The organism is Gordonia sp. p3-SID1431 (assembly GCF_025143765.1).
GTDB lineage: Bacteria > Actinomycetota > Actinomycetes > Mycobacteriales > Mycobacteriaceae > Gordonia > Gordonia hongkongensis.
In genome coordinates, this window is the sequence record NZ_JAMBDT010000020.1 from 33799 (window position 1) to 59133 (window position 25335).

A 25335-nucleotide genomic window follows, 5' to 3' on the forward strand; every position below is an offset into this window, starting at 1 on the left:
CGCGTGCAGTCTGCTGTTTGATGAAGTTTCAATGGCGCTTGATGGAGATCGGTATCTTCGACCTATCGTGGCTAGTAATAGCACATCTCGGCCTAGGGAACCGGCTTCGGTTACCGACGATGAACGCACACAGTTGTTTTCAAGAATCTGCCCCGGTGTTTTCTTGAGAGCGCCCGACGGCCCGAATGCAAAAGGAATATTTGGAAGATACGAGGCAGCATTCTCAGCCTACGCGACGGACGCCGAGACTCGAAAAACGGGTAGCAGCGGCGGCGTGCTAACTGCATTGCAGCAGTACCTTGTGGCGGAACAGGGCAAACGAGTCATTGCGGCCGGCCCAGACAGTCAGGAACCGACAAAGAGCGCCGGAGTTGTGATTGCTAGCGCAAGTGAACTTCGCCGATCGGTCGGGTCTCGGTACGCTCCTGTGTCATCACTCGACAACCGAGAAGTGTTTTCGAAAGATACCGTTTTTGTCGGCAAGCCTTGTGAAGCGTCACCTCTAGCCCAGATCTGTAAGCATATGAACCGGCAGGCGCCCATCACGCTGTCCTTCTTCTGCGCAGGAACGCCCAGTCAAGAAGCAACCAATGATGTCCTGCAGTCGTTGGGATGCCGCGCTGACGCGGTCACTTCACTCAGGTATCGAGGGGATGGGTGGCCCGGCCGTTTCACGGCAACTACCGACACGCAACAACTTTCGATGTCGTATGAAGAATCCTGGGGCCAGTTCCTAGGGAGGGACGTCCAGTGGCGATGCAAGTTGTGTGTCGACGGCACGGGTGCGGACGCTGACGTAAGCGTCGGCGACTTCTGGAGCGTGGACGAACGAGGCTACCCGGTGTTCCGCGACGCCGACGGACTGTCGGTAGCTGTTGCGCGAACGCCGCGGGGTTTGACGTTGCTGAAGGACGCTACGGAAGCCGGATATATTCGCATAGAGGAGATCGATCTGGAGCGGGTCGTGGCCGTTCAGCCCTTGCAACGAGATAGAAAGCGGACGCTTATCGCTCGACTCGCCGGTCGTCGGCTGGCAAGGCGAGCGGTGCCCCGTTATCGGGGGTATGGTCTTTGGACACACCAGGTCCGCAGCGTGAAGGATGCGCCACGGGCGTTAGTCCGGACACTGGTCAGGTCTCGCCAGACGGCACCAGACGGCGGGGAGTTGAGCCGGCTGTCGCGCGTGCAGGAGACGACCGCGCTACCAGGCCGAGAATCGAGCGAGCGATGAATCGGGGAAGGTTAACGAGACGACTTGCCGACCTTGTGGCCTCGAAGTTCAAGGGAACTAACTTCTCAATAGACACTCAGGTTCCATTGGATGCCATCGCGCGCACTGGTGTACGAACTCTCTTGATGCGTTCTAGGGGACGCCTTCGCTTTCCTCTCCGATCTAGAGCAATCCGCATCGGCAGCAAAGTGACGATTCGTAACGCAGGAAGTATGCGATGGGGACACGGTGTGGCGATCGGGGACGGTGCGTTCATCGATGCGCTCTCCAAGAGCGGTGTCGTACTCGGAGAGTCGACAGTGGTCGGCAAGAACACGCGCATCGAAGGCACGGGTAGCCTGAGAACACTTGGTCACGGGATGACGGTAGGCAAGCGCGCCGGTTTGGGAACGGATTGCTATTACGGCTGCGCCGGCGGGATTTCAATCGGCGACGATACGATCTTTGGGAACCTCGTTACGCTTCACTCTGAGAATCACGAGATCGAACGACGCGACGTTGCGATCCATCTCCAAGGTGTCAGTCACGAGGGAATTCGTATCGGGCGTGATTGCTGGATCGGAGCCAAAGCGACGATACTTGACGGAGTCGACATGGAAGACGGTTGTGTTGTAGCGGCCGGCGCCGTTCTAACTCGAGGCCGATATGAGGCTTATGGAATTTACGGTGGCATACCTGCCCGTCGGATAGGAACGCGAGGTACTGCTTCGAGTGCGGGCTGCGATAGGCCTGATGATGTTTAGGCGCATGAGGGCCTTGGGTCGCCGTACCTCGAAAGACTCCCTGACGCGGAGACGTCCATGCGTGCTGATTGCACACCCATCTCCAGATCTCTACGGATCCGACTTGCAGATGCTCGAGACGGTACAGGGACTCCTATCAGGCCAGTTCGATGTGACCGTTGCAATGCCCGAGTTTGGCCCTCTTACATCTCGGGTCGAAGAATCCGGAGCATCATTAGTTCAGACTCCATTTCCTGTTTTGCGCAAATCCGCTTTGAGCCCGGCAGGCTTGTTAAGTAGCGCGCTTGCTCACTTAAAAGCGCTAAGGACGCTTTCGGCGTATGCCGGTGTCTCTAAGCCCGACGTAATAGTCGTAAACACTGTGACTATACCGATATGGCTACTGGTCGGGAGACTCCTACGCGTGCCAACTATATGCCACGTTCACGAAGCGGAAGAGGAAGGTCGCCGTGTTGTTCTTCTAAGTCTCTTAGCTCCGCTACACTTAGCCGACAGAGTGGTGACAAACAGCGACGCAGCTTCGCGCGCCTTACACTCTGTCTATCCCGGGCTCGCGCCACGAACATTTCGCATCTACAACGGCGTGGAGGTTCGAGAGCGGAGCGGCTCTGCTGTCAGACCGGATACCAACTGCGTAGATCTGCTCTTTGTGGGACGGATTTCGCCTCGTAAGGGTCCGGACGTACTTATAAGGGCTGCGGCGGGCCTCGTACGGCAGGGCATTCCGGTTCGCTTGCGGATTGTAGGCTCAGTATTCCAAGGCTATGAGTGGTACCACGAGGAACTCCTCGCATTGACCGAACGGCTGGAGATGTCCGAGAGGGTCGAATTCTGCGGTTACAGAACAGACCCTTTCAACGCCGCCTCCGCCCAAACCATACTCGTAGTCCCGTCACGAAGTGAACCATTCGGAAACGTGGCTGTTGAGGCGCAGATGCTCGGGCTGCCGGTTATCGCTAGCGACGTACAGGGGCTGTCCGAGATTGTGAAGCACGGTGTTACGGGATTGCTGTTTGATGTAGGCAGTCATGAGAGCCTGGTCGACAGGGTGCAATGGATCCTCGATCATCCTGCTGAGCGGACTACGATGATTGCGGATGCGCGGAATATCGCCTTTGAGAAATTTGGGGTAGATCGATACCACGCAGAGTTCGCCCAGACTGTACGGATGGCTCTGCGATGACAGTTTCAGGTCCACCCCCGTCTGATCCGGCACTGCCGGTCGTCCTAGTTTCGGTCATCATCGTCAACTACTGTAGTGGCGAGATGGTAGCCGACGCGGTAGCCGCACTAGAAATGTGCGATAGGACAGAGGTACTAGTTGTAGATAATGCTTCTACAGACGGTTCAATGGCGATTCTGGAGGGCATGAACTCCAACGCCCACCTCATTTACAACACGCAGAACCTGGGATTTGCGAAGGCAGTCAATATAGGTGCCCGGCACGCGTCGGGGCGTTTCTTGTGTCTTCTCAACCCCGACACCGACATCTCAGGTGAATCTTTACTTGCGCTCACTGAGCTGATTGATGCAGATAAAAATCTGGGAGTGGTGGCACCCCTAATATGCCACCCCTCCGGTATCAGGGTGCTGGAGGCCGGCTGGGAACCTGATGTGTGGCGATTGCTTATGCATGTAAGCGGACTATCGAGGTTCGCGAACATTTCTCGGATCTTCCGTGGTTTCCATGCCCGACGATCGCAAGTCGGCAACGATTTCCTTTCATTGGACTGGGTGTCCGGCGCACTGTTGGTGACTCGGGCTGACACTTGGAAAGCTCTCGGGGGCCTAGATGAGCGGTGGTTCATGTACACGGAAGATATTGAATTCTGTCGGCGTGTCCGGAAATTGGGTCAAAAGGTGGGCATCGCTGGGTGGGTATTGGCACACCATTCGGTCGGTTCGAGCGTGAATAAATCGGCAATTGATGCTGAGGAGGCGTTGGCTCGAGACCAACGTCCAACTGACACGCTTTGGGTGACTAGTCTGTACGAGTATTACCGCGATGAACTCGCAAGGTCGAGGCCTGCGGTAACAATCTGGACTCTCGTGCTGCTAGTGGGGTTGGTTAGCAGAATGCTCGCTTTTCGAGTTTTGGCTGCGTGTACGGCGGATGAGCTAGCGGCGACTCGGTACGGTTTTCTTTCTAGGAAGTTCGGTTGGTCGGTTCGTGCCCTTCTACGCAAGGTTGGGGGGTGCTGGGACTAGTGGTAGCAATCGCCGGGCTCTTGATTGGTGTCGTAGTCGCGATCTTTGTTAGTTCGCGACCTAGGCTTGCGATGACGTTGTGGCTACTAGTCCTCGGCGTCGTGCCATTCTGGCAGGGCATTGAGTCGCCAGCTTATCTTCCACCTTCGTCTCTCGCAGGCATCGTCGTCTTAGCCGCTTGTTTCCGAGACAACCGCTGGAAGTTGAACACCTACGACTATGCTGCGCTTTCGATCGCTGTACTAGCGCTACTGGCCGGAGTCGCTGGCGTCGGGCGACCTGGGGACATCACTAACGTGGTAACCCAGTGGTTGCTTTCATTCATGGTGGGCCGTCTTCTTTCGCAGAGATGTGGTTTAGCGTTCACCTATCGGGCTGTGACCCTTGTCCTCGCCATATGCGCGGTGGGCGCTATGCTCGAATACTTTTCGAACTTTAATCCTTACTACCTGTGGACGGCGAACAATTCGCAGTTTGAAGCCTGGGGGACGAGTCAAGAACGTGGCGGAGAAGTTCGGTCTGAGTGGTCGTTCGGACACTCCATCGCACTAGGGTGCACTCTAGCAATGAGTATCCCTATCGCGTGGCATTCGGGCTTGAGTCCTCGAATGAGATCGGTCTGCGTAGGTCTACTCTCAACGGGCGCCATTGTCTCATTTAGTCGGTCTGCGATGCTTACCCTACTGGTATCGGTCACGTTGTGCGTTTTGCTGAGCGGCAAGGTCAGCAAGGGGTCACGCGGAACGCTTGTCATTGCGGGGTTACTGTCAGCTTGGATCTTTACACCCCGCTTGATGAGCTTTTTTGCGGAGGGTGCAGAGTCGAATTCCGTGAGTTCTGCTTACCGACTGGAGTTAGACAGTCTGGTTAGCTTCATGAACCCTCTTGGGTTGGCAGATGGATACTATGAGCCTGTGCCCGGCGAGTATTATTTTCACGGGTATGCATCAATAGATTCTACATTTATATTCGTAGGTGTAAGTTTTGGCTGGATTGCCGCCATGATTCTTTTGGCGGGGGCTGTGTTGGTTTGCGGAAGAATAGTTGTTAGACGCGCGAGCGTGCCGGATCTTGCTATCGCGTCGGTACTGCCAGCTCTCTTTACCGTTGCTCCAATTACTCAGTTTGGTAGCTACCTGTGGTTTGTTATTGGCATTGGCGGGGCAGCCCTTGCTGGTTCGAGAATGAAGGGTGCAGGTCCGGGGCGTGAGCAGAATGCGCGGTTCGAATTCAGCAGCAATGAGAGGGCCAGGTATGGGCGACATCTCCCATGATAGCGTCCGGGTGTTAGTGCTGTGGGCAGATCCGAGCGCGGAGAACCTAGGTCTTAGGGCGCTCGCGGAAGGAGCGCGTGCTCTTGCTGTAAGGGTTTGGAGCACAGATATACTGACCTTTCATTCGCACAACACCGCCGGGTCTCCGTTGACTAGGCGATCGGTCTTGAGGGACATCGGTCGGACTAGAGGCCCCGTCAAAGAGCTCCTGAGAGAGTTTGACGTCGTATTGGACACGGGCGGCGGTGATAGCTTCTCTGACATCTACGGTTTGCGTCGCTTAATGTTGCAAGCTTATATGTACTGGGCGGCTGGGGTTGTAAATGTTCCCGTCGTTATGACCCCGCAGACCGTCGGTCCGTTCGACTCACTCCTCGGTCGCATGATTGCCAAGTTCGTTCTGAGACGCTCAGTATTCTGTGCCACGAGGGACTCCGTGAGTGCTGATACAGTGTTTACTCTCACTGGGAAGCCTCCAGAGTGTGTGTCGACTGACTTGGTGTTTCTCGCGAAGCCGCAGACCTCGTCGGCGCCGTCTGCGACGGTGTCACGGGTGAACACGGAACCTTACCTCATCGTCAATGTGTCAGGTCTGTTATGGGATAAGAACAGTCATGTTGACCATTTGCTTTATCGCGATTCTGTCCGGACGCTTATCAGCACTTTCCTGGCCCGCGGATATAAAGTTGATCTGCTTGCACATGTTCTCGACTCGCCGTTTCCCGATAACGACGTTCCTGTTGTGCGCGGTTTAGCTGCTGAATTCCCGGGTGTGGACGCTCTCGTCCCGGCGTCGCTCGAGTCTGCGAGGGACTCTTTGTCGCAGGCTTCTATAGTCGTAGCTTCGCGAATGCATGCCTGTCTGAATGCTCTCTCGGTTGGGACGCCAGCAGTCGCATGGGCCTATTCGCGAAAGTTTCGGCCGCTTTTGTCGTCTATCGGGTGGGAGCATGTTTATGATCTTCGGGTTTCCGCCGACGTCGTAAGTTCTACTTCACGGTTGATAGCGAGGTCGAACATCGATCTGCTGGCGAGGGATGCCGACAGGGTTTCGCTCGAAGGGTATCTTATGATCGACGAACTAGTGCGCGTTATGAAACGACTTTCGATTGAGGCGTCTTGAGACATTTTGCGGACCTTTATCCCCATCTGCCCTTGAAAGCTGCGTTGCTTTCGCAGGTAGTTAAGCGCGAAGGTGGGCAGATGAGGTCCCTTACCCTCCGGAAGGTGCTGCTCGATCACTTCGGTGTCCGGGTAGGCCTTCATTCTTACGGGTCTTTGCTAGAACCCGGTCGGGCAGATGTTGATACTGTTATTGGGCGGTATGTGTCTATCGGTCCGGGTGTGCGAAGGATAGGCGCTGCGCATCCCGTGGAGTCGGTCAGTATGCACCCGTATTGGTACAACGCAAGTCTCGGATATGTCGATAGCAGTTCTGACGTGAGTAGGACGGCGTGCCTGATCGGTGACGACAGCTGGATTGGGGCGAATGCGCTGATTTTGCCTGGTTGCTCCCGCATCGGTGTGGGTGCTGTTATAGGTGCAGGAGCGGTTTTGACTGCCGATGTTCCCGATTTTGCGCTGGTCGTGGGTGTACCTGCGCGCGTTGTTAAGTACCGGTTCGATGCTCGCGTTAGAAGTCGCATCCTCGATTCGCGCTACTGGGTGCTCGAACCGGAGGATGCCCAGCGAGCACTAGATGCGCTGACAGTGGAGTGCGGTCTTCGCGGCGAAGGGGGTTAGATGGCGCCGCACCGGGGCTCGCCGATCTTGATCGGCAGCTCCCGCGTTCTGCTGATGATGCTTGCTCTTGCAACCGCGCCGATCCTTGCTAGAGGTCTCGGAACCGACGGCCGCGGGTTGTACGCCGCTGCCACTGCTGCCTTTGGGCTCGCACCGGTCATTCTGGCGGCCGGAGTCCCAACCGCTGTTCGCGTTTCTGCAGCTCACAAATCGGTGGACCCCCGGTCGCTTCTGCGATCGGTGGCTGTTCTACTGCCGCCGGTAGCTGTTCTCGGGGGCTTGCTGGGAGCTGTCCTATCTCTGACGCTATTGCACGAGCTTTCAGAAACTGAGGCATTGTTGTTCTCTGTTTCCATGGCTTGTACGTCGATGTTTGTGTGGATTCTTTGCGTGCAAAGCGTTCTTGTTGCATATGCTCGCTATTTCGAGATCGCGATTGCGCAAGTCCTGCAAGGTTTGTTTACGGCTATCTCGATTGTGTCTTTATGGCTTGCAGGTAGTCTGACTGTGGCCAGCGCAATGGGTGTTTACGGGTTTGCAACGCTGGTGGCAGCTTTGGTGCTCACCTTGGTTGTTCGGTCAATCGTGTTCGGGGCGGCCATTGGGGCGTCGACAAGAACTGTCGACTTGTTGAGAGGCGGGGCCAGGTATATGGCAGCCCAGGTTTCAGAAGTGTCGACCACCACGCTGCCCATTCTTGTGGCGCCAGTTGCGATCGGTGCCTCGTCGGCTGGTTTGTTATCGGTCGGAATTACTGCTGCTTCGATACCGATGATCGTTGCTTTCGTTGTTTCCCCGGTTATTTTCGGTGCCTCAGCGCGAGCGGTTGCTGAAAGTGAGGCGTTGGAGATCCTAGGAACGGGGCTACGTGCGGCCCTTCTCGCGACTGTCGGCATCGCTGTGCCGCTCGGCTTGCTGTGCCCAGTCCTCGTGCCCGTGCTGTTTGGTGAACCCTTTTCGGCTGCGGTGGCGCCCGCAGTGGTGATGGTTTTCGCTTCCCCCTTAACCGTGTGGTTGCTCGTACTAGGTCAGTGGTTTGCCTCCCGGGCAAGGGCGATGCCACAGGCTGTAGCACAGCTCTCGTGCGTGTCGGTCTCTGTTATTGGTCTGTTTTTTCTCTCTGCCGATTCTACCGTCGCGGCAGGAAGCTCGATCAGCGCTGGCGCGATCGTCGGTTCGGCAATTCTGGTGGCGTGGTCTGGGCTTAGTCTGAGATCGCTGTCGATTGGATCTGGTTATCTCACGGATTTCGTCAATGTTGTTGTAAAAGGCAGGTCCTGATGTGTACGCAATGTGTGCAGAGTGTCCTGGGGGTACCGATGTATGACGACTTCTGTCGTTAGCGCTCGTGCAGGAATACACCGGGTGAGTTCCTGCCGAACTGAGAATCGAGGTGGTTCTGGTATCTCGTTTGACTGTTCGAGCCGCCAGTCGGCTGCTATGCCTGGACGGCGCTGCAGCTGGCGGGTGAGACTCTGAGCGACTGTGCGTGGCGCTGGTGCACGACCGGTGGTGCCCTATGCATGGAGTACGCGCGCTCAACGTGCCTTTGTTGCACATACTGACCACGAGTGTCAGACGACGCTGACCGCGCAGAGCTCTGGCGTGTGATCTCATGTTCACTGCGGACAGGAGTGAAGTCGTCGGCTGAATCCAGTTCATTGCGCACCGCAGTCAGCGCAAGATCGGCCTAAGAGGGTCCGGTTGTGGTTCGATCGAACTGTATTCAAAGTGGAGCAGGAGGATACACATGCGTCGTCTAGCAATTGCGATTTGCATCGGTGCTGTGTTGACGCTACTTCTCGTCACCGTCCCGCAATCAGCGAACTCGGCTCCCCGCGTGCGCGTAGGGGTCGCTTCGATTTCCACCCAGTACGCCGGCGCTGACTTCGCAGGGGAAGCGGAACAGATCAGGGCGACCGGCGCGATGGCTATTCGGATTCCTGCGAAGTGGAACTTTCTGCAACCTTCGAGTTCTAGCACCTTTACGTGGACACGCCTGGATTCCGCGGTGAGGGCCGCGCGTTCCAAAGGGCTGTCCATCCTGATGAATCTCGAGGGCCCGGCACCGGTCTGGGCGCAGAAGCCAGGGGCGAACCCGCTCCTCAACGGAAACTCTCCCGCCGACCCGGCGACTTTCGGTGAGTTCGCGCGACAGGTCGCACTTCGGCACTCGTCACGCGTGGCGGCGTGGGAGGTGTGGAACGAGCCGAACCTCGCCCACTATCTGATCCCGCCCACCGCTGGAGAGTACGTTCCACTGCTCAAAGCCGCGTTCGGCGGCATCCGAGCGGCTGGCGCCAACCAGCCGGTGATCACCGGCGGACTCTCGAGTCTCCGCACCGAAACGCGGGATGTCACCTTCATCTCGGACATGTACGCCCTCGGTGCGAAGCCGTACTTCAATGGCATTGGCGTACACCCGTATACGTTGCCGTATCCGATCACCGCGGACCCCCGGGCAGGTGACGGCGGGGGAGCCGCCGTTCTGCCCGAGGGGCGGGCGATCATGGTGGCGAATGGTGACTCGACGAAGTCGATGTGGGTGACCGAGTTCGGGCAGCCGACCGGAAACACCCCGGCGTCGACCACCGAAGCCGTCCAGTCCAACATCATCGTCGACGCGGTCAACCGGGCGAACGGCCTGCCGTGGATAGCGGCGATCTTCCTCTTCACCACCCGCGACCTGTCCGCCAACAAGGCGAAAGACAACTCGAACTTCGGGCTGTACCGCTTCGACGGTTCGCCGAAGCCAGTTGTGGGTGCGCTGCAGGAAATCCTCAACTAGAGCAACGGTTCCGCCCTTCCTCGCCAGACTTGTCGTCCGAAGCATTGAAATCCGGGCGATCTGCATAGGCTGAAGCGCAGCTTTGGAAGACTCGGCCTGCGAAGCAACGCGGTGGTCAGGAGTCTGGATGAGCAGCATGAACCGTTGTTCGAGAGTAGCCAAATCGCAGCGAAGTACTACCTGGATTGCTGTGTTGACGGCAGCGATCTGTCTGGTCACCGCGTGCTCCGGTGACGAGGCTGCGGAAGCCCCGCCACTACCTACTTCGGCACAGATTTCGCCCGACGGGGTCCGAGTGGGTCTCGCGGGGTACGAAGTCTCGGCCTCATCTGCGGTGGGGGCCGGCGCTACACTCGCCATCGCTGACGGAGCGGGCGTGGCGCCCGTCGTCGCAGAGGCCGCGTCGTCTTGGCTGGCGCCGATGTCGCCCGCTGTACGTGTCACTCTCGACGGCGATCGCCAGCCGAACGCTCCGGTGCGGTTGTCATACCGCTTGCCGGAAGGCTTCACACCTCCCGCGAGTGCTGTGCCCGTCGCGGTAACCCGTAGCGCCGACGGCACGGTTGATCTGATTGAGGCTCGGATGGAGGGCGAGTCAGTTGTTGCGGACTTACCTCATCTGAGTTGGGAGGTCTTCGCTTGGTTCAAACCAGAGGAGCTCACCAAGAAGCTGATCGAGTACGTCAATCCCATTCTCGGCATCGGATCGCGCAGGCCCGACTGCGAAGGCAAACCGCTGGTGTTCTCCGCTCTCGTCGAGACGGTCTCGCCCGTATCTAACGGCATTGCGTGGTCGTGCATCATGACGACGCCCGGCTCGAACGCAATAGAACCCAGCGTCAGTATTCAGTTGGCAATCAATTCGCCGTTCGCTTGGCGACTCGCCGCGGATCCGCCGGCGCTGAGAGTCGTGTCCGTCAGTACCGACGGAGCCAACGAGTACCTTCGGAGCCTCTACCGACGTGTCGCGGGCAACGCGGTCATCGCCGGACCCGGCGACGTCGTTCGACTCGACTTCGGGCAATACGAAAAGTCGCCGCGGACGGGAACTTTGACAAGAGACCCGTCTTGGGACACCACCGCTCTCAGCGCTTGGGCCTACGAGGAGGCCCTGGCGAGCGCCTTTCCGGGTCCGGCCAAGTTCTTCAACTTCGCGGACGCGCTAATCGACTGCTCGCGAGGGTTTCAAGAGTTCGGACGAATCGCCGCCGACATCCTCGATTGTTCACAGAGCTTTGCCGCAGCGGGCGTACGGATGCTGTTCGGTCGAACGGCGGTCGCTTTCGTGTCACAGCTATCCGACAAAGTCGGGCCCGGCACCGCCACGACCGGAGCGTGGACGGTGAGCTCCCGCAGCGTGCGCACGTCGAACCCTGCACGCAGCGCCGACGTTGTGCTCGGTCGCGCCGACAACGAGTACTCCGTCGGTTATGGAACTGCGCGCCCCAAGAGGTTGTCGCTGAACTCGATGTGCGCCAACACCATCTCTGACATCACCTGGGAGTCCTGGGGTGGCCCGAGTGTTGTTGGTCGAGGACTGGTGTGTGCGCCCGCCGGGTCACCTGACACCGGAGGCCCGTCCACCATCACCGCAACGGACATCGGTGATTGCTTCGGTGAACGGGCGTATCGCCGGGTCCTCATCAACGGTGAACTCGCTTGGAACGTCTGCAGTGGCGGATGATTCGCTCTAGGCCGTGTTCGGTCGGCGTTCGCATCAAATCTCTGTTGTAGGCGACTGCGACGAAGAGTCCCAGTGCCACCAGCAGCGTCGCGAAGATCATGGTCATGACGCCCACAACTCGCGGAACGACGCTGGACTCGTGCCCGGGGCATCCTCGTACAGTTCCCAGGTCGCCCAGCTGCCGCCGAACTCGGCGATGCGGTTGTCGGTGAACACGATCGACGTGGCGTCGGGCAGATAGACCTTCGCCCGGTCCGCGTCCAGTTCGATCTCGAACCGGGCCGCGTCACGATCGAACGCGGTCCGGTAGGTGCCCTGGCCCAGGATCGTCTGTCCGGCGTCACCCGCCTGCCAGATTGCATACGACCATCGCGTCCGGGTCGCGACGAAGTGCACCGCGGCGTCGGGTGCTGCGTCGGACTCGTTCTGCGGGACCGGCTTTGCGCAGACGAGTAGGGCGATCGCCCCGGCATCGTCTCGGACTCATCCGTCAGTTCGGTGTGTAGTGCTCTGTCTAGAGCGCCCGCGCGATCAGATTCGCGATCGCACGGCTGCCGAGGGGCGTCGGGTGGCGGGGTTGAGTCTGGGACTGCGAGGCGTTCCCTTCGAACCAGCGGGCTGCGCCGGCGCATGCGTCGTGCCCGACGGCGGCGGAGGCGACGTCGACGAAGGTCATCGACCGTGTGACGGCGGCGGTTCGGAGGATGGCGTCGAATCGTTTGAAGAAGCTCTGGAGGTACGCGGCGTCGGCGTTGCTGATGTTCGCCTGGCCGGGGCAGCCCGTTCGGCCGTAGTAGCCGCCGTGTCCGACGAGGACCACGCGGGCGAGGGGTGCGCGGGCGGCGATGGTGCTCAGAGTTGCGCCGATCTTCGGTGCGACTGCGGTGAGGGCCGAGGTCATCCGGTCGGCCATGGCGCGATCCTGTCGACACCGGGCGTCCTGGCCGAACCTGGGCGTGAAGCAGGAGGAGACGATCGACCACCAGCGGAGGTCGTTGCCGCCGATCGAGAGAGTCACGAGGCGCGTGGACCACGACAGCGCGTTGATCTGGACGGGCCGGGCGCCGAATGATGTCGTCTGTCGGCGGGTCGTGACGTCTGCCGTGGTGGCGTTCACACAGGCAACGGAGGTGAAATTCATCCGGAGCTGGGAGGCGAGATGCGTCGGGTAGGCGTCGCGGGTACGTCCGCAGCCGTCCGGATGCTGTGCCGAGGTCAGCGTCGGCGCTGCGGCGCGTGAGTCTCCCAAGGCGACGTATGCGGGTGCCGCCGGGGCGGCGAGAACCGACGGTACCGACACGCAGCTGATCGCGATGGCAAGGACGGCGACGAGTGCGAGGCGGAATCGGGTCACGGCAGGAGTATCCCAGCCGTGTCGGTGAACGTTACGAGAGGTCTGGGCACCGTCTGACAGGCCGGTCCGATGGCGCCCTGGGGCCGACTGAGAACAGCCCGTTCAGTCGATACAGAGCTTCGAGTCGACGGGCTAGCGTCGGTGATGTCAACACGCAGTCCCCGAGGCGACGGATGTGATCCGTGCAACTTTGCCACCGTGGTCGAGGGGCGTCGGTCATGATTGCGCCATGGTGGTGCGACGGGGCGAGCGCGCGCGGATCGGAGTCGTCGATGATCACCCGTCGATCGTCGCCGGGCTGCGGGTGATTCTCGGGGACCAGCCGGACCTGGAGTTCACCGCCGGCGCAGCGACAGTGTCGAAGTTGCTGACAGAGACCCGAGATCTCGATTTGGTCGTCCTCGATCTGCGGTTGGAGGACGGGAGTTCGCCGCAGATCAACGTCGAATGTCTCGCTGAACTCGACATCCCGGCTGTCGCCTACACCTCCGGTGACGAACCCTATCTGGTCCGGTTGGCAGCCAGTGCGGGGGTGAAAGCAGTTCTGCGAAAGAACGTTGACGACGAAGTCCTCCTCGCTTCGCTTCGGGCTGTGCTCTCGGGGGAGGAGACTCCGACGGTGGATTGGGCGGCTGCGATCGATGCCGACGACGACTTCGTCGACCTACCACCACAGCTGCGACGTGTCCTCGAGCTGTATGCGGCAGGTGAATCCACGGCCGGAGTTGCCAAATCCATGAACCTGTCCCCAGACACGGTCAGTGACTACGTCGGACGGATCAGAACGAAGTACGCCGCAGTGGGGCGACCCGCGCCGACTCGGCAGCATCTGATGTTTCGAGCGATAGAGGACGGATGGCTACCGATACCGCGGCGGCTTCGACGGCGGAGATAGCGTCTGATCGCGACGTCGCACTCGACGAGTCCGCAGGTCAGCGGATTCTGCGGCAATTCGCTGTGTTCATCGCCTGTGGCTACCTGGTGTACCTGGTGCTCACCTCCCCGGCTATCGCGGCGTCACTGGCAGTGATGCACATGTGGTGGACGGTGCCCGCACTGGTTGTCGTGTTCGGTCCAGGGCTCGCGCTGGGGCCGCTCGCGTGGCGAGGGTCGCCTCGAGCCCTACGAGTGTGTGCAGGGTTTGCTACCGGCGGCTATCTGGCGGCGGTGTTCACGTGGGGTTTCGGCTGGAACGGCGCGCACCTTTCCGAAACCACCGGCATATGGTTCTTCTCTTTCTGTGGATTGGCTGCGATCGCCGCCGCACTGGCCATGCGTCCGACCTACGCCTTTGTCGTGCTTGTGGTGGTGGTGATCTCGAGCGTCACGATCAACTACGTGGCCCGCGACGTCGCACGCAGCGGGCTGTTCGTTCCGGATATGGCGTGGGCATTCGCCTTCTCGCTCGTGTACTTCGCTGCAGCGGTCATGGGGATGCGTACCGCAACGGTTCTCGATGACACGCGGGCGCAGGCCTACCGAACGGCGGCGGCCGCCGCCGCGTCGCAGGCCCGCGCCAACGAGCGGCAACGGTTCAATCAACTCACCCACGACGGCGTCATGGCGACCTTGCTGGTCGCCGCTCGCCGAGGGAACTCCACGCAGTTGGCCGCTCAAGCCCAGGCCACCTTGCACGCGCTCGATAGGATCCGCGGCGACGCCGACACCGACGGCACGATGACCCCCGATGCTGTTCTGACGCATCTCAGTGAGGTGACGGCCACGGTGGACCCGACCCGACGTTTCGAGGTTCGCCGCGCAATCGACAGCCCGGACGCCGGCTATCCCGCCACGGTGGTTCGTACAGTCGCGGCAGCGGCTGCGGAGGCGGTCCGCAACAGCGGCCGTCATGCTCGGGCGTCGAAGACGATTGTCTCGGTGGAGATCACGGATGACCGGCTGCACATAGAAGTAGCCGACAACGGGCATGGTTTCGAACCGTCGACGGTGCCGGCCGACCGGCTCGGAATCGCCATCAGCATCCGTGAACGGATGGCGCACATCGGTGGCTCCGCCACCATCGAGTCGGCGCCGATGCGCGGCACTCGTGTGTTCTTGGAGTGGGTGCGGTGATGGTGAGCCCGACCGGTGGGCGCGAGGATATTCGCGACCTGCTCGGAATGCGAACGCGCGGTGCATGGCTCATCATCGGTAGCTACCTCGTCGCCATGGTCATCGTGACCGTGGCCACGGTCAACAGTTACATCACTCCCTGGGTGGCGGCACTGGGATCGGTCGTATTGATAGCCGCGACGCTCGTCCTCGTCCTCGTTCCCGGCGACCCTCTCCCGTTCGGGACGACTCTGATGCTGACCGCCTCGGGGCCGGTGGCGTGTGCCCTTGTGTTGTCGGCGACCCCCGCGGTTCTCAGTTCACCTCTGCAGATCTGGATACACGGCGGCGGGACGTCGATCTACTGCTTCATGAATGTCCGCGGCCGGCGGATCGCGCCGTGGATCGGCTTGCTCGGAATGGTGCTTGTGTTCGCAGTGTGGGCCGTCGCTGTCGGTCGGGGCGCTGCGTACGGCATCAGTTTTGTTGCCATCGACGCAGCCCCTCTGGCGATGGCGACTCTCCTGTCGTTCACTCTTCGGCCCACGGCGAAGGCGGTGTTCTCGCTACGGGCGCAGACAACCGAACGCGTCGCCGAACTGGCTGCGCAAACCGCCGGCGCCGATGAGCGCGAGAAGCAAGCACGCCACCTCGATCGCCTCGCCCGCCCGATGATCGAGAAGATCGCGTCAGGCGAACCCCTCACCGCAGCTGAGCGAGGAGAGTGCGCACTACTCGAGGCCCACCTGCGCGACCGGCTGAGAGCGCCGATTCTGTCCACGCTTGAGCTCGACGAAGCCGCGTACAGCGCGCGACAGCGGGGCGTGGAGGTCATCTTTCTCGACGATTCCGGTACGCCAGAACAGGACCCCGCTGTCATTGCCTCAGTGCGTGAGGCAGCGGCACACGCCTTGCAAGAAGCGGCGGGCGGGCGCGTGTGCGTACGCATGTGGCCATCCGGCCGGGAAACCGTGGCCTCGGTACTCGTGACCGATGCCGCCGGGACACGACGCACCGAGATCACCGCCGATGAGGTCGAGGAGCTTCCTCGTCTCGGAACCCAGGCCGTCCCGCGTGCGGGCAGACCGTTCGCTTGACTATCTATGCCCCCCGGGGCGGTGGCACCATCGCGGGTGCCCCCGCAAGATCGGTCTGTCGCCGACACCGCGACCGTCTTAACGTCACTCTCGTCAGCCACAGCAGACCAGCAGGAGTGCGAGATGACGATTCAGGCTCTTGATTCGGTAGGGCGGCCTGCCCTCAGCAAGCGCGAGGTCGAGGTGCTGACCGTGTGGCTCGCGTGTGATTCCAAGCAGCAAGCCGCCCGACGACTCTTCGTCGGTGAATCCACGGTGCATACTCACCTCACCCGGATCCGCGACAAGTACCGAGTCGTCGGCCGACCCGCGCCGTCGAAGATCGCCCTGCTCATCAGGGCCATCGAAGACGGAATCTGCACCCTCGAAGAGATTGCCAGCCTTACTGCGTTGTTTGACGAGGCAACTGAAGTGCAACGCAGGCAACAACATCCGAGTAACGGTCGGAACCTTGCCTGAAGAGACCCCGTGATGATCTGAAGGTCCTCTGAGCGTGTTCAGGATCAAATTTGCGATTGCTCTACTTCCGAGTGGCGTCGGATGGCGGGGTTGAGTCTGTGACCGCGACGAATTGCCTTCGAACCATCGACCCGCTCCGGGACAGGCGTCGTGCCCGACGGTGGCGGAGGCCACGTCGACGAAGGTCATCGATCGGGTGACGGCGGCCGATCGGAGGATCGCGTCGAACAGTCCGAACGGTTGATCCGGCGTCGGACAGTCAACAGGGCCGTCGCCGACCGTTAGCGCCAACCCTTTACCATGACGGGGGTTCGATTTCGATGCGAGAAGTGGCTGACCAGCGGGGTGTTCCGGTCCGTGATCGCTTGTGTGACGAGGAGTATCGGCGATGCCGGCATGGTGGAACCTGCGGGGCTGGGCGCTGCGCGCAGCGATTTCTGCAGTGATTGCGACGGGGATGACGATCGGTGCGATCGGAGGAACTGCGGAGGTGTTGGCCGAGCCGCCGAATCTCGGTCCGGCGCCTTCCGCGCTTCCCGAGGCCATCGACGCCGCTGTGCCGGCACCGCCGGTGAAGAGGTTGCACCGCATACCTGCCCGCTCGGTGACGCCCGGTGCCTCTCACGAGCTGCAGGAACTTCGCGAGGCGGTCATGCCCTCGCCGAGCGGCGACCGGTTCTTCGATCAATGGCCGGCCGACCTCGCACGCCGTGCTGCCGGAGATGTGATCGCCACTCGCGATGTCATGCGCACGGCGCAGTTGCTGATGACGGTTCCGCTGCGGTCGGCTCGCCAGATCAAGTTCCGGAGCGTCGACGCCGGGGATCAGCCGATCTTCGGTACCGCGACCCTCCTCGTCCCTGCCAAGGCATGGAAGGGACCGCGGTCGCGTCCGGTGCTGGTTCACAATTCGCCGATCGTCGCGCTCGGGACGAAGTGCACGCCCGGTTACACGCTTGCTCACGGCTATCACGCCGACACCAACACCACCGACCTCATCCCGCCGTTCGCGCAATTGGCCTTGGACCGCGGCTACGCGGTGATCATGCCCGACCACACCGGACCCCGGATGGCGTACGCCGAACCGTACGTCGCAGCGCACGTGATCATGGACTCGCTGCGGGCGGCAGGCCGGCTCGACCCCGACAACTTCGCCACCGGACCGATCGCTATGCACGGATACTCCGGTGGCGCGATTGCCACGAATGCCGCGGCGAAGCTTGCCGATTCCTACGCCCCGGAGCAGGCCGGGCGGATCGTCGGCGCGGCGTACGGCGGCGTACCGGCCGACTACCGCTCCCTGGCCGGGGCTATGAACGCCAACCTCGGTTCCGGGGTGTTCCACGCCGCCATGCTCGGTGTCGCACGGGAACGTCCCGAAGTCCTCGCGATGGCGAACAACGCGGCACGCTGGTTGGCCACGTCTCCGATGCGGGACCTGTGTACCAGTGGGATGGGTGTCCTGGGTGTGTCGCACATACCCACCCAGGTTCTGTCGGCCGACCCCGATCCTTACCGTTCACCCGTCGCCGAGCGTCTTTTCGCGATCACTTCGATGAAGGATCACCGGGCGACGATGCCGCTGCGGATCTACCACGGGACCTACGAGTGGTGGATACCGGCGAGCCAGGCTCGCGCCCTGTTCGCCGAGCAGTGCGCGCTCAGGGCGTCAGCGTCGTACCGCGAGTACCCGGCCGAACACATGACCGGGATCTTCGCCGGCCTGCCCGACACGTTGACGTGGCTCGACGACCGTCTGCGCGGGAAACCCGCGCGGAGTGAGTGCCGCTGACAGGACGACCTGGGGTGGCTTCGACTCGACGCCTCGCTCCGCTGGAACCGGCGCAACCACGGGTCAGAGCGCCGCGACGACCAGGTCTGCGATGGCCTTGCTGCCGAGCGGGGTGGGGTGGCGTACCTGGGTTGCCGACCGCGAGATGTTTCCCTCAAACCATCGAGCTGAACCTGCGCATGCGTCATGTCCGGCGGCAGGCCCGGCCACGTCGACGAAAACAACCGAGTGTGCTCGAGCGGAGTCTCGGAGCACTGCGTTGAAGCGCTCGAAGAACCGTAGGACGAATGCAGCGTCAGCGGTGCTGATGTTCGCCTGACCTGGGCAGCCGGTCCGACCGTAGTAGCCGCCGTGGCCGACGAGAACGACGCGTGCGTTGGGAGCGCGCTGTCCGATCCGGGTCAGCGTGGCGTCGATCTTGGGTGCGAGTGAGGCCAGACCGGAGTTGATTCGTCTTGTCACCGAGGGGTTGGCGCGGCAACGCGGGTCGGGGCCGAACGTCTTTGTGAAACAGGACGACACCAGCGACCACCACTGCAGATCGATACCGCCGATCGACAGAGTGACCAACCGCGTCGACCGCGACAGCGCGCGTGTTTGAACGAGGCGCGGACCGTACAGCGTCAGCTGTGGTGTCGTGGTGACATTGGCGGTGGTGGCATTGACACAGGCGACGGACCGCAGGCTCAGTCCGAGGCGCGCGGCCACGTGTACCGGGTAGCCGTCGGGTGTGCGCCCGCAACCGTCTGGGCGCAGGGTGGAACCGTTCGTTGGCGCGGCAGCGCGCGAGTCGCCCAAGGCGACGTATTCGGGGCCACTCGGGGTCGCTGTCGCCGGCACCGCCAGGACGGTGCTGAGCAGACAGATGAGGGCTGCGAGAGTCGCGGCTCGGACGCGGGACATCAGGGAGCTGTGGCCGTCGATCGTGTTGGTATTCCGGTTTCTCTTGCGGGACGAGGGGGCGCGTTGCCTTCTTCAGCAGAAGGCCTTCAGGTTCTGTTTCGAGTTGAACTCCGTCAAAGTGACCGAGCCGCTGTCGGCAGCCTCGGATAGTTGAGCTCCTTCCCATCGAAGCGCCTCGGCGGGAAACTGCTGGGCGAGTTCACCAAGTCTCGCAACGGCTTCCAGTCCACCCGATGGGCCGCGGGAGTTGATCAGAGTCCTGGTTCGGTACAGGTCGGAGACCGTCTGCCATGCGTCGCAGACCTCTTGCTTCGTCGGGGTGGCGTTCACATCCGACGCGCTTCTGGGTTCCTCGACCGTGACCTGCGCGCCGTCGGGCCGCTTGCAGCGGATGACAGGTTCACCCGCCTCGGTTTCCGCGGCGCCGAGGATGTTGCATCCCCACGAATCGAGTTGCGCGCCGCGATCACCGCGTTGGGTGCGGGGATCGTCGACGTAGCGTTCGACGAGACGGAGGGCGCTCTGGCAATCAACACCCCTGGCGACGACCCGAAGCTTCGGGAAATCGGCTGTGGGCCCGCAGTTGTCGGCCTCGTCCTTCGAAGCCGGTTTCGGCAGGCACGTGCACAGGGTGAGAGTCTTGACGGTACCGCTGGCGACATCGCCGTCGTAGGAAACCTTGAGCGCGATACCGCGGGGTTCATCTGCTGCGAAATATGCAGTGGACATGGCCTTGTCGTCACGAACCGGCTCGCCGAACAGTTCGACGACGCGACTCATCCGAGTGCCGACCGTCACCCCGTCGACTGTCGTGACCGCCGATCCGAGCGGGCGGATCTCGACCAGTACGCCCTCGGCGAATACCCATTCGCAGTCGCGCCAGCGCACGACCACGCGGTCGCCGTCCACCGTTCCCATGGACAGTTCCGGGAAGCCTGGCGTCGTGGCTCTGATCTCATCGGCCCGAGACCCCAGGTTCACCCCGGCCAGTCCGGTGTTGGTCAGCTTCGTCGACGCCGAGTCGGCGTCACGGGCGGCGGTGATCCGTGCGGCGAGCTGCTGCGAGTTGTCTGCCGTGATGTACACACCGCCGCCCTCGCGGGCGATGCACTCCAGCTGGGTGTTTGTCGCACGAAAGCCGATGGTGCTGATCGTGACGTCGGGGTAGCGAGCGCGCAGCTGCTGGGCCGTGTCGCAGGGATCGGGCGGGCAGTTTGCCTCTCCATCGGAGACCAGAACGACGGACCCTCCGCTGCCCGCCAGCAGCTCGACACCTTGGGTGAGAGCCTTCGATAGCGGGGTCCATCCCTGGGCCTCGACACCGGCGATGGCTTCGGTTGCTGCCCCCTTGTCGATGGGTGCCAGATCCATGATCGTCGTGACGTCCTGGCAGCCGGCCGCCTGGCGCGTCGTTTTCGCGCTGAGCGTGTTCCCGTAGGCGACGAGTCCGAACGGTGTGCCGTCGGGGAGGCCCGTCGCAAAATCCGTCACGGCGGCGCGTGCAGCGTCGATGCGGGGGCCGGGAGCGTCGGCAGTCAGCATCGACTCTGATCCGTCGAGCACGACCACGACAGGGGAGGTGTCGGCGGACGCGGTCGTGCTCTCCGACGGGGAGCTCGGGCTGCCGTCGCCCGACGTGCTACATGCGGCCACAAGGAGACAGAGGATGGCCAGAGAGCCCAGCCGGGCGGATAGCGTCACCTGAGGATCGTAGTCAGGCACCGTCGTCCCACGAGCCCCGTGAAGACAGAGTTCGTCCGATCAGGTGACACCGAGTCTCGCTGTGCTTCAGGCGAGTTCGCACATTTCCCGGCGAAGGGCCAGACTGAATCCGCGCCGACTCGGGCGCGAAGGCAGGCGGTCGTGCCTCCGGTTCAGAACGGCCGCGCGGGCAGAACTACTGGTCTGCCATCGGGTCGGTATTCGGTCTATCTGAACTGCGGCGCGTTTCAGATGAGCAAGCAGAACCTGTCCGTCTTGGGGAGCTCGTCTGGCACGCCGATAGGCACTTCGATGGAACCGCGAGGCGGTGCCTGGCTTAACTCGGCACTGGACCTCTTCGGATCGTCAAGATGGTGCCCCCACCAGGGCTCGAACCTGGGACCTGCGGATTAAAAGTCCGTAGCTCTACCAACTGAGCTATAGGGGCAGGGCCCCGGCGAGCCGGGGCGTCGATGAGTTTACAACGTGTGCAAACGGTGCGAACGTGACCCTCGGTGTGCGTGTCGTCGAGCTGGTCGCGATGCTTCATTTATGGGTCTGACCAGTCGATTTGTGGTTTGCGCGAGACCTGTCATAAGCTATGCGAGCTCCCAACGGAGAACACGACCGGCCCCCTTCGTCTAGCGGCCTAGGACGCCGCCCTTTCAAGGCGGTAGCGCGGGTTCGAATCCCGTAGGGGGTACGCCTGCGCGGCACTCGGCAACGAGGACCGCGCAGATAATTTAACAAGGCCCTGTGGCGCAGTTGGTTAGCGCGCCGCCCTGTCACGGCGGAGGTCGCGGGTTCGAGTCCCGTCAGGGTCGCCAAAGGTTTCGGTTCATCGTCAACCGGTACCTTCCGGCCAGGTAGCTCAGTTGGTACGAGCGTCCGCCTGAAAAGCGGAAGGTCGTCGGTTCGATCCCGACTCTGGCCACCACAAAAACCCCCAGCAGTCCGAGACTGCTGGGGGTTCTTTGTTCGAGCGAACGCTGGACGTGTGAGACGCGAAGGTTCGAGCCGTGATTGTGGTCCGAATCGCAACGGCCACAACGGATTCACCCGATCGTACGACGCACGCGAGGTGCGAAATCTCCGTGACGCGGGCATGATGGTCCGGTGAACGCGATACCGGGGGGTACGCCGCGTCTACCCTCACATGACCAATTCCCGGAACAACCCAGCCACGGCTCGGCGCGGCATACTGCCGACGCCGAGAGTTCCAGCCCACCGACCTACCGGTACGAGTACAAAGACCCGTACGCACCCATGTCGACCGCCAAACAAGTGGTGCTCGGGTGCGCGATCTCGTTGGTGCTCATCGCCTTTGCGGTGGCGGCGTTCCTCATCGGGCAAGGGTGAGGTTCTCGATGTAGGTCGCCAGGTGGTTTCGACTCGGCGCCTCGCTCCGCTCGGTGCCGGCTCAACCAGCGGGGGGGTGGGCGGCTCGCCCAGCGGCTCGGTGCCGGCTCAACCAGCGGGGGGTGGGCGGCTCGCCCAGCGGCTCGGTGCCGGCTCAACCAGCGGGGGGGGTGGGCGGCTCGCCCAGCGGCTCGGTGCCGGCTCAACCAGCGGGGGGTGGGCGTCTCGCCCAGCGGCTCGTTGCCGGCTCAACCAGCTGGGGTGGCGGCTCGTTGCCGGTTCAATAAGCGGCCGGCTGCTAGTTCGACCAGCGCGGGGTCGAGGGGGTGATTGCTCGGCCCCGCGCTGGACTTGTCGGCGGCTCCGCCGAGAGGCGAGGAGCCGGCGCTACCGCCAAGTGGCTCGGTAGGGACGTTGGATACGTTGTCGTCGGTCGGCTTTCAGCTGTCAGGCTGCCGCACCGGACTCGGCGTCGCTCGAATCAGACGAGGTGTCACTATCGGTGTCTGACACGTCTGAGGTGTACTCGGCCGGAGTCGATGTGTCGGCATCGGAGCTTGTGTCAGACGGCTCCGAGTCCTCCGACTCGGGCTCTGCGGAGTGCCGTCCGCTGCCGGTGAGGCGGTGCCGCCCGCCCTCAGACGGGGTCGATTCCGGAGTTGTGTCCGAGTCTGCGTTCTCGTTCTCGGGTGCGCGATGGCGTCCTCCGGACGGGGTCACCTCGGCGGGGGCGTCAGAGCTCTCGATCTCGGCTGGCGCGGGCGACTCGGTCAGCGGTTCGCCCAGGTCCGCCGGTTCCGCGAGACGCGCGGTGACCGCGTCCTCGTCGTCGGTCGACGAAGACTCCACCGGCACCGCGGCGTTCGACTCTGTCGGCGTGACCAGCGGGTAGAAGGCGTTGTTGACCGCGTCCCACCGCTCGAGATCGGCATCGCTCGGTTCGATGCCCACCGCGTCGTTGAGGATCATCGCGACCAACGTGAGCGGGTGGTGTTTCGGCTGATAGACGACGTACGTCGTATTGCCGTCGCGGCTTTTCATCGTCGTCGGCGCTGTGGTGTAGTCGATGAGATTGCCGTAGTTCTCTTCGCCCAGGCCCGAATGGATCGCGATGAAGCCGGCCGCGTTGACGAGCAGGGAACTCACCGGCCTGAGCGTTCGCCACTGGAAGTTGGCAACCGGATCGCCGACCACGATGACGGAAACCACGGGGAGATCGTCGCCGGTGGCGCCGGGATCGCGGGCTCCGTTGCTCTCGGCGCCGAACAGTTCGAACACTGAACCGACGACGTTGTTGTCGGCCCACGCCTTCAGGCCCCACGGGCTCCGCGGATCGGAGATGAGCAGGATCGTCGAGTTGTCGACGTCGATCCCGTTCGGCTGACCGACCGCGATCTCCGCAGCATTGCCCAGGGCTTCGGCGCCTTGCGAGTAGCCGGTGTAGACGACGTACGGCTGCCCCTCGGTCTGCTGTGCGAACGCCCGCATGACTTTGAGGTTGTTGTCGACGGCGACATCCCGAGAGGCGTCGTAACTCGGGGCGAAGAGCGGCAGAACTGCGCCGGACCGGCCCGAGACAATGGGGCCTAGTGCTTCGGGGTACTCGATGACCAAGACCTGACGACCGGCACGGAGTCCCCTGATGCGCGGGAACAGGGTGCCGTCGTCGGTTCCGGGGGTCACTACCACGATTGTGTCCCCGTTGACATGAGGGAACGTCGTCGACAGCCAGTCCGGACCGAGCCCGTCGTCGGGTTCCGCGGGTCGGAACACGCCGTCGTCGTTCAGTCCCTCGATGGTGGCCAGGGTCTCGGCCGAAATCACCGGCGCGGCCGACGCGGTTGTGGGCAGTGCAGTCGGTACGACCATGCCGAGGCACAGCGCGCAACCCACCGTGGACGCGCGCAGCGTCCGTCGAAATCCGTTCATGTCTTCCCGCCCTTGCCCCCGCCGCCGACCTGATCACCGGCCATTGGCATGTTTGATTCGGTCTCCACGATCGTGAAACCACGTCAAATGTTCGCAGCCGCAAGGAAGAAGGACAAGTTACCGGCGAGTTTTCACCCGATCAGGGGAACGCTCGTGTTTGTCAGAACGGGGGTGGGTCCAACCGGTCGAGTTCTTCGCGGGCTCGCTTGTTTCGGGCGCGTTCTTGTCGCCGGCGGGCCAGTTTGGCGTCCAGTCGGCTGTGCGTGCGCTCCGGGTTGACGGCGGTGATCACCCGTGGGGTGGGTGGGGCTTGGGCGGCTTGCTCGAACCGGATACGCCGCAGGTTGGGGAAGGTGTCTTCCAGGGTTTCGGCGTCGCCGGGCAGGGTGACCCCTTCGGGGGTCTCGTATTCGGTGACCAGGCGTCCGTCGTCGTCGCGGTATTGCACATCGACCCAGTCCCCGTGGGTTTTGAACAGGTGACCGGGACGGCATTTGGCGTTGAGGTTCTCACTCGACGTCGCCCCACCCCGGGCGGGGTCGGTGTGGTCGTACTCGGTGACGTGATCGAGATCGCACGCGAACGCTGAACGGGTGCAGCCGGGTTCGGTGCAATATCCGTCCCGGACGCGTACGAAGTCGGCGCACGACGTGGTGGGCCGGTACCCGTTGCCGGGATGGGTCGCCGGATACACCACCGCTACGCCCGAGGCGAGGCCACCGGTCCCGCCGACATCACCGGGTTCGGCTGCGTCCGTCTCGTTTTCGCCGTGTGCGCCGGTCGTGGCTTCGTCGGCGGGTGCCGGGCGTTGCGCGGTCCGCCGCTGGTCATCGTCATTGGTGCTGGGGGCGACGTAGGTGGGTTGGGTGCGGGCGGGGGTGACCGGGGACAGCGTGGCATCCGGGCGGGCGGCGAGGTCACGGACGTGTTCGTCGCTGATGATGCCGTGTTCGTCGAGGAACCCGACCCCGGGTGCCCCGGCCAGGGTGGCGGCATCGGTGACCACATGGATCACGAT

At 62.2% G+C, this 25335-nt stretch carries 21 protein-coding genes and 4 tRNA genes; 18 read left to right on the forward strand and 7 right to left on the reverse strand.

Going from position 1 to position 25335, the window contains the following annotated elements; genetic code table 11:
- Nucleotides 1–31: 31 nt before the first annotated feature.
- The 9 genes from M4D77_RS23850 (at nucleotide 32) to M4D77_RS07470 (ending at nucleotide 11671) form a co-directional block, all read left to right on the forward strand.
- Nucleotides 32–1231, forward strand: a complete 1200-nt coding sequence (locus M4D77_RS23850) for a Coenzyme F420 hydrogenase/dehydrogenase, beta subunit C-terminal domain (RefSeq protein ID WP_396266547.1) — start codon at nucleotides 32–34, stop codon at nucleotides 1229–1231.
- Between the two features lie 539 nt (nucleotides 1232–1770).
- Complete coding sequence (locus M4D77_RS23855; protein ID WP_396266548.1) at nucleotides 1771–1974, forward strand: acyltransferase; 204 nt, start codon at nucleotides 1771–1773, stop codon at nucleotides 1972–1974.
- A 61-nt stretch (nucleotides 1975–2035) separates the two neighbouring features.
- A complete protein-coding gene (locus M4D77_RS07445) occupies nucleotides 2036–3157 on the forward strand; it encodes a glycosyltransferase family 4 protein (RefSeq protein WP_259935915.1) in 1122 nt (373 codons plus the stop codon).
- On the forward strand, nucleotides 3154–4182 hold the full coding sequence (locus M4D77_RS23860; protein WP_396266544.1) for a glycosyltransferase: 1029 nt from the start codon (nucleotides 3154–3156) through the stop codon (nucleotides 4180–4182). Before M4D77_RS07445 ends, M4D77_RS23860 begins: the two co-directional genes overlap by 4 nt.
- Before the next feature lie 794 nt (nucleotides 4183–4976).
- Entirely contained in the window at nucleotides 4977–5456 is a 480-nt protein-coding gene (locus M4D77_RS07450) for a hypothetical protein (protein WP_259935916.1), read from the forward strand.
- A complete protein-coding gene (locus M4D77_RS23865; protein WP_396266545.1) occupies nucleotides 5437–6579 on the forward strand; it encodes a polysaccharide pyruvyl transferase family protein in 1143 nt (380 codons plus the stop codon). The genes M4D77_RS07450 and M4D77_RS23865 overlap by 20 nt, the downstream gene beginning before the upstream one ends.
- Before the next feature lie 620 nt (nucleotides 6580–7199).
- Entirely contained in the window at nucleotides 7200–8480 is a 1281-nt protein-coding gene (locus M4D77_RS07460) for a lipopolysaccharide biosynthesis protein (RefSeq protein WP_259935917.1), read from the forward strand.
- 469 nt (nucleotides 8481–8949) lie between these two features.
- Nucleotides 8950–9987: a cellulase family glycosylhydrolase gene (locus M4D77_RS07465; protein ID WP_259935918.1), complete on the forward strand. Its 1038-nt coding sequence runs from the start codon at nucleotides 8950–8952 to the stop codon at nucleotides 9985–9987.
- Between the two features lie 376 nt (nucleotides 9988–10363).
- Nucleotides 10364–11671, forward strand: coding sequence for a hypothetical protein (locus M4D77_RS07470; RefSeq protein ID WP_259935919.1), 1308 nt, complete (start codon nucleotides 10364–10366; stop codon nucleotides 11669–11671).
- A 102-nt stretch (nucleotides 11672–11773) separates the two neighbouring features.
- Here the strand turns inward: M4D77_RS07470 and M4D77_RS07475 are convergent, their stop codons facing one another.
- Complete coding sequence (locus M4D77_RS07475; RefSeq protein WP_259935920.1) at nucleotides 11774–12067, reverse strand: hypothetical protein; 294 nt, start codon at nucleotides 12065–12067, stop codon at nucleotides 11774–11776.
- 118 nt (nucleotides 12068–12185) lie between these two features.
- Nucleotides 12186–13025: an SGNH/GDSL hydrolase family protein gene (locus M4D77_RS07480; protein WP_259935921.1), complete on the reverse strand. Its 840-nt coding sequence runs from the start codon at nucleotides 13023–13025 to the stop codon at nucleotides 12186–12188.
- A gap of 229 nt (nucleotides 13026–13254) precedes the next feature.
- Between M4D77_RS07480 and M4D77_RS07485 the strand changes: the two genes are divergently transcribed.
- The 5 genes from M4D77_RS07485 to M4D77_RS07505 all read left to right on the forward strand — a co-directional run bounded on the left by M4D77_RS07485 (nucleotide 13255) and on the right by M4D77_RS07505 (nucleotide 18425).
- Nucleotides 13255–13920 (forward strand): response regulator transcription factor, encoded by a 666-nt coding sequence (locus M4D77_RS07485; RefSeq protein ID WP_259935922.1) that lies wholly within the window; start codon nucleotides 13255–13257, stop codon nucleotides 13918–13920.
- A gap of 95 nt (nucleotides 13921–14015) precedes the next feature.
- Nucleotides 14016–15098: a sensor histidine kinase gene (locus M4D77_RS07490; protein ID WP_259935923.1), complete on the forward strand. Its 1083-nt coding sequence runs from the start codon at nucleotides 14016–14018 to the stop codon at nucleotides 15096–15098.
- The gene (locus tag M4D77_RS07495) at nucleotides 15098–16174 is read left to right on the forward strand and encodes a hypothetical protein (RefSeq protein WP_259935924.1); all 1077 of its coding nucleotides are present in this window, start codon (nucleotides 15098–15100) and stop codon (nucleotides 16172–16174) included. The genes M4D77_RS07490 and M4D77_RS07495 overlap by 1 nt, the downstream gene beginning before the upstream one ends.
- A gap of 123 nt (nucleotides 16175–16297) precedes the next feature.
- On the forward strand, nucleotides 16298–16633 hold the full coding sequence (locus M4D77_RS07500; protein ID WP_259935925.1) for a LuxR C-terminal-related transcriptional regulator: 336 nt from the start codon (nucleotides 16298–16300) through the stop codon (nucleotides 16631–16633).
- 388 nt (nucleotides 16634–17021) lie between these two features.
- Nucleotides 17022–18425, forward strand: a complete 1404-nt coding sequence (locus M4D77_RS07505) for a lipase family protein (protein WP_165630441.1) — start codon at nucleotides 17022–17024, stop codon at nucleotides 18423–18425.
- A 63-nt stretch (nucleotides 18426–18488) separates the two neighbouring features.
- Here M4D77_RS07505 and M4D77_RS07510 read toward each other — a convergent pair whose 3' ends face one another.
- The 3 genes from M4D77_RS07510 to M4D77_RS07520 form a co-directional block, all read right to left on the reverse strand.
- Nucleotides 18489–19328 carry an SGNH/GDSL hydrolase family protein gene (locus M4D77_RS07510; protein WP_259935926.1) on the reverse strand — a complete coding sequence of 280 codons (840 nt, stop codon included), beginning with the start codon at nucleotides 19326–19328 and terminating at the stop codon, nucleotides 18489–18491.
- Between the two features lie 72 nt (nucleotides 19329–19400).
- Entirely contained in the window at nucleotides 19401–21029 is a 1629-nt protein-coding gene (locus M4D77_RS07515) for a VWA domain-containing protein (protein ID WP_259935927.1), read from the reverse strand.
- 372 nt (nucleotides 21030–21401) lie between these two features.
- Nucleotides 21402–21477: transfer RNA gene (locus tag M4D77_RS07520), tRNA-Lys, on the reverse strand.
- A 182-nt stretch (nucleotides 21478–21659) separates the two neighbouring features.
- Here M4D77_RS07520 and M4D77_RS07525 point away from each other — a divergent pair.
- The 4 genes from M4D77_RS07525 to M4D77_RS07540 all read left to right on the forward strand — a co-directional run bounded on the left by M4D77_RS07525 (nucleotide 21660) and on the right by M4D77_RS07540 (nucleotide 22388).
- Nucleotides 21660–21732, forward strand: a tRNA-Glu gene (locus M4D77_RS07525).
- A gap of 47 nt (nucleotides 21733–21779) precedes the next feature.
- Nucleotides 21780–21856 (forward strand) — tRNA-Asp (locus M4D77_RS07530).
- Between the two features lie 33 nt (nucleotides 21857–21889).
- Nucleotides 21890–21966 (forward strand) — tRNA-Phe (locus M4D77_RS07535).
- Between the two features lie 179 nt (nucleotides 21967–22145).
- Nucleotides 22146–22388: a hypothetical protein gene (locus tag M4D77_RS07540; protein ID WP_058253580.1), complete on the forward strand. Its 243-nt coding sequence runs from the start codon at nucleotides 22146–22148 to the stop codon at nucleotides 22386–22388.
- A 447-nt stretch (nucleotides 22389–22835) separates the two neighbouring features.
- Here M4D77_RS07540 and M4D77_RS07545 read toward each other — a convergent pair whose 3' ends face one another.
- Nucleotides 22836–24317, reverse strand: a complete 1482-nt coding sequence (locus M4D77_RS07545; RefSeq protein ID WP_259935928.1) for a PE-PPE domain-containing protein — start codon at nucleotides 24315–24317, stop codon at nucleotides 22836–22838.
- 160 nt (nucleotides 24318–24477) lie between these two features.
- Nucleotides 24478–25335: HNH endonuclease signature motif containing protein (locus M4D77_RS07550; RefSeq protein ID WP_259935929.1), on the reverse strand; the 858-nt coding region annotated here is incomplete at its 5' end.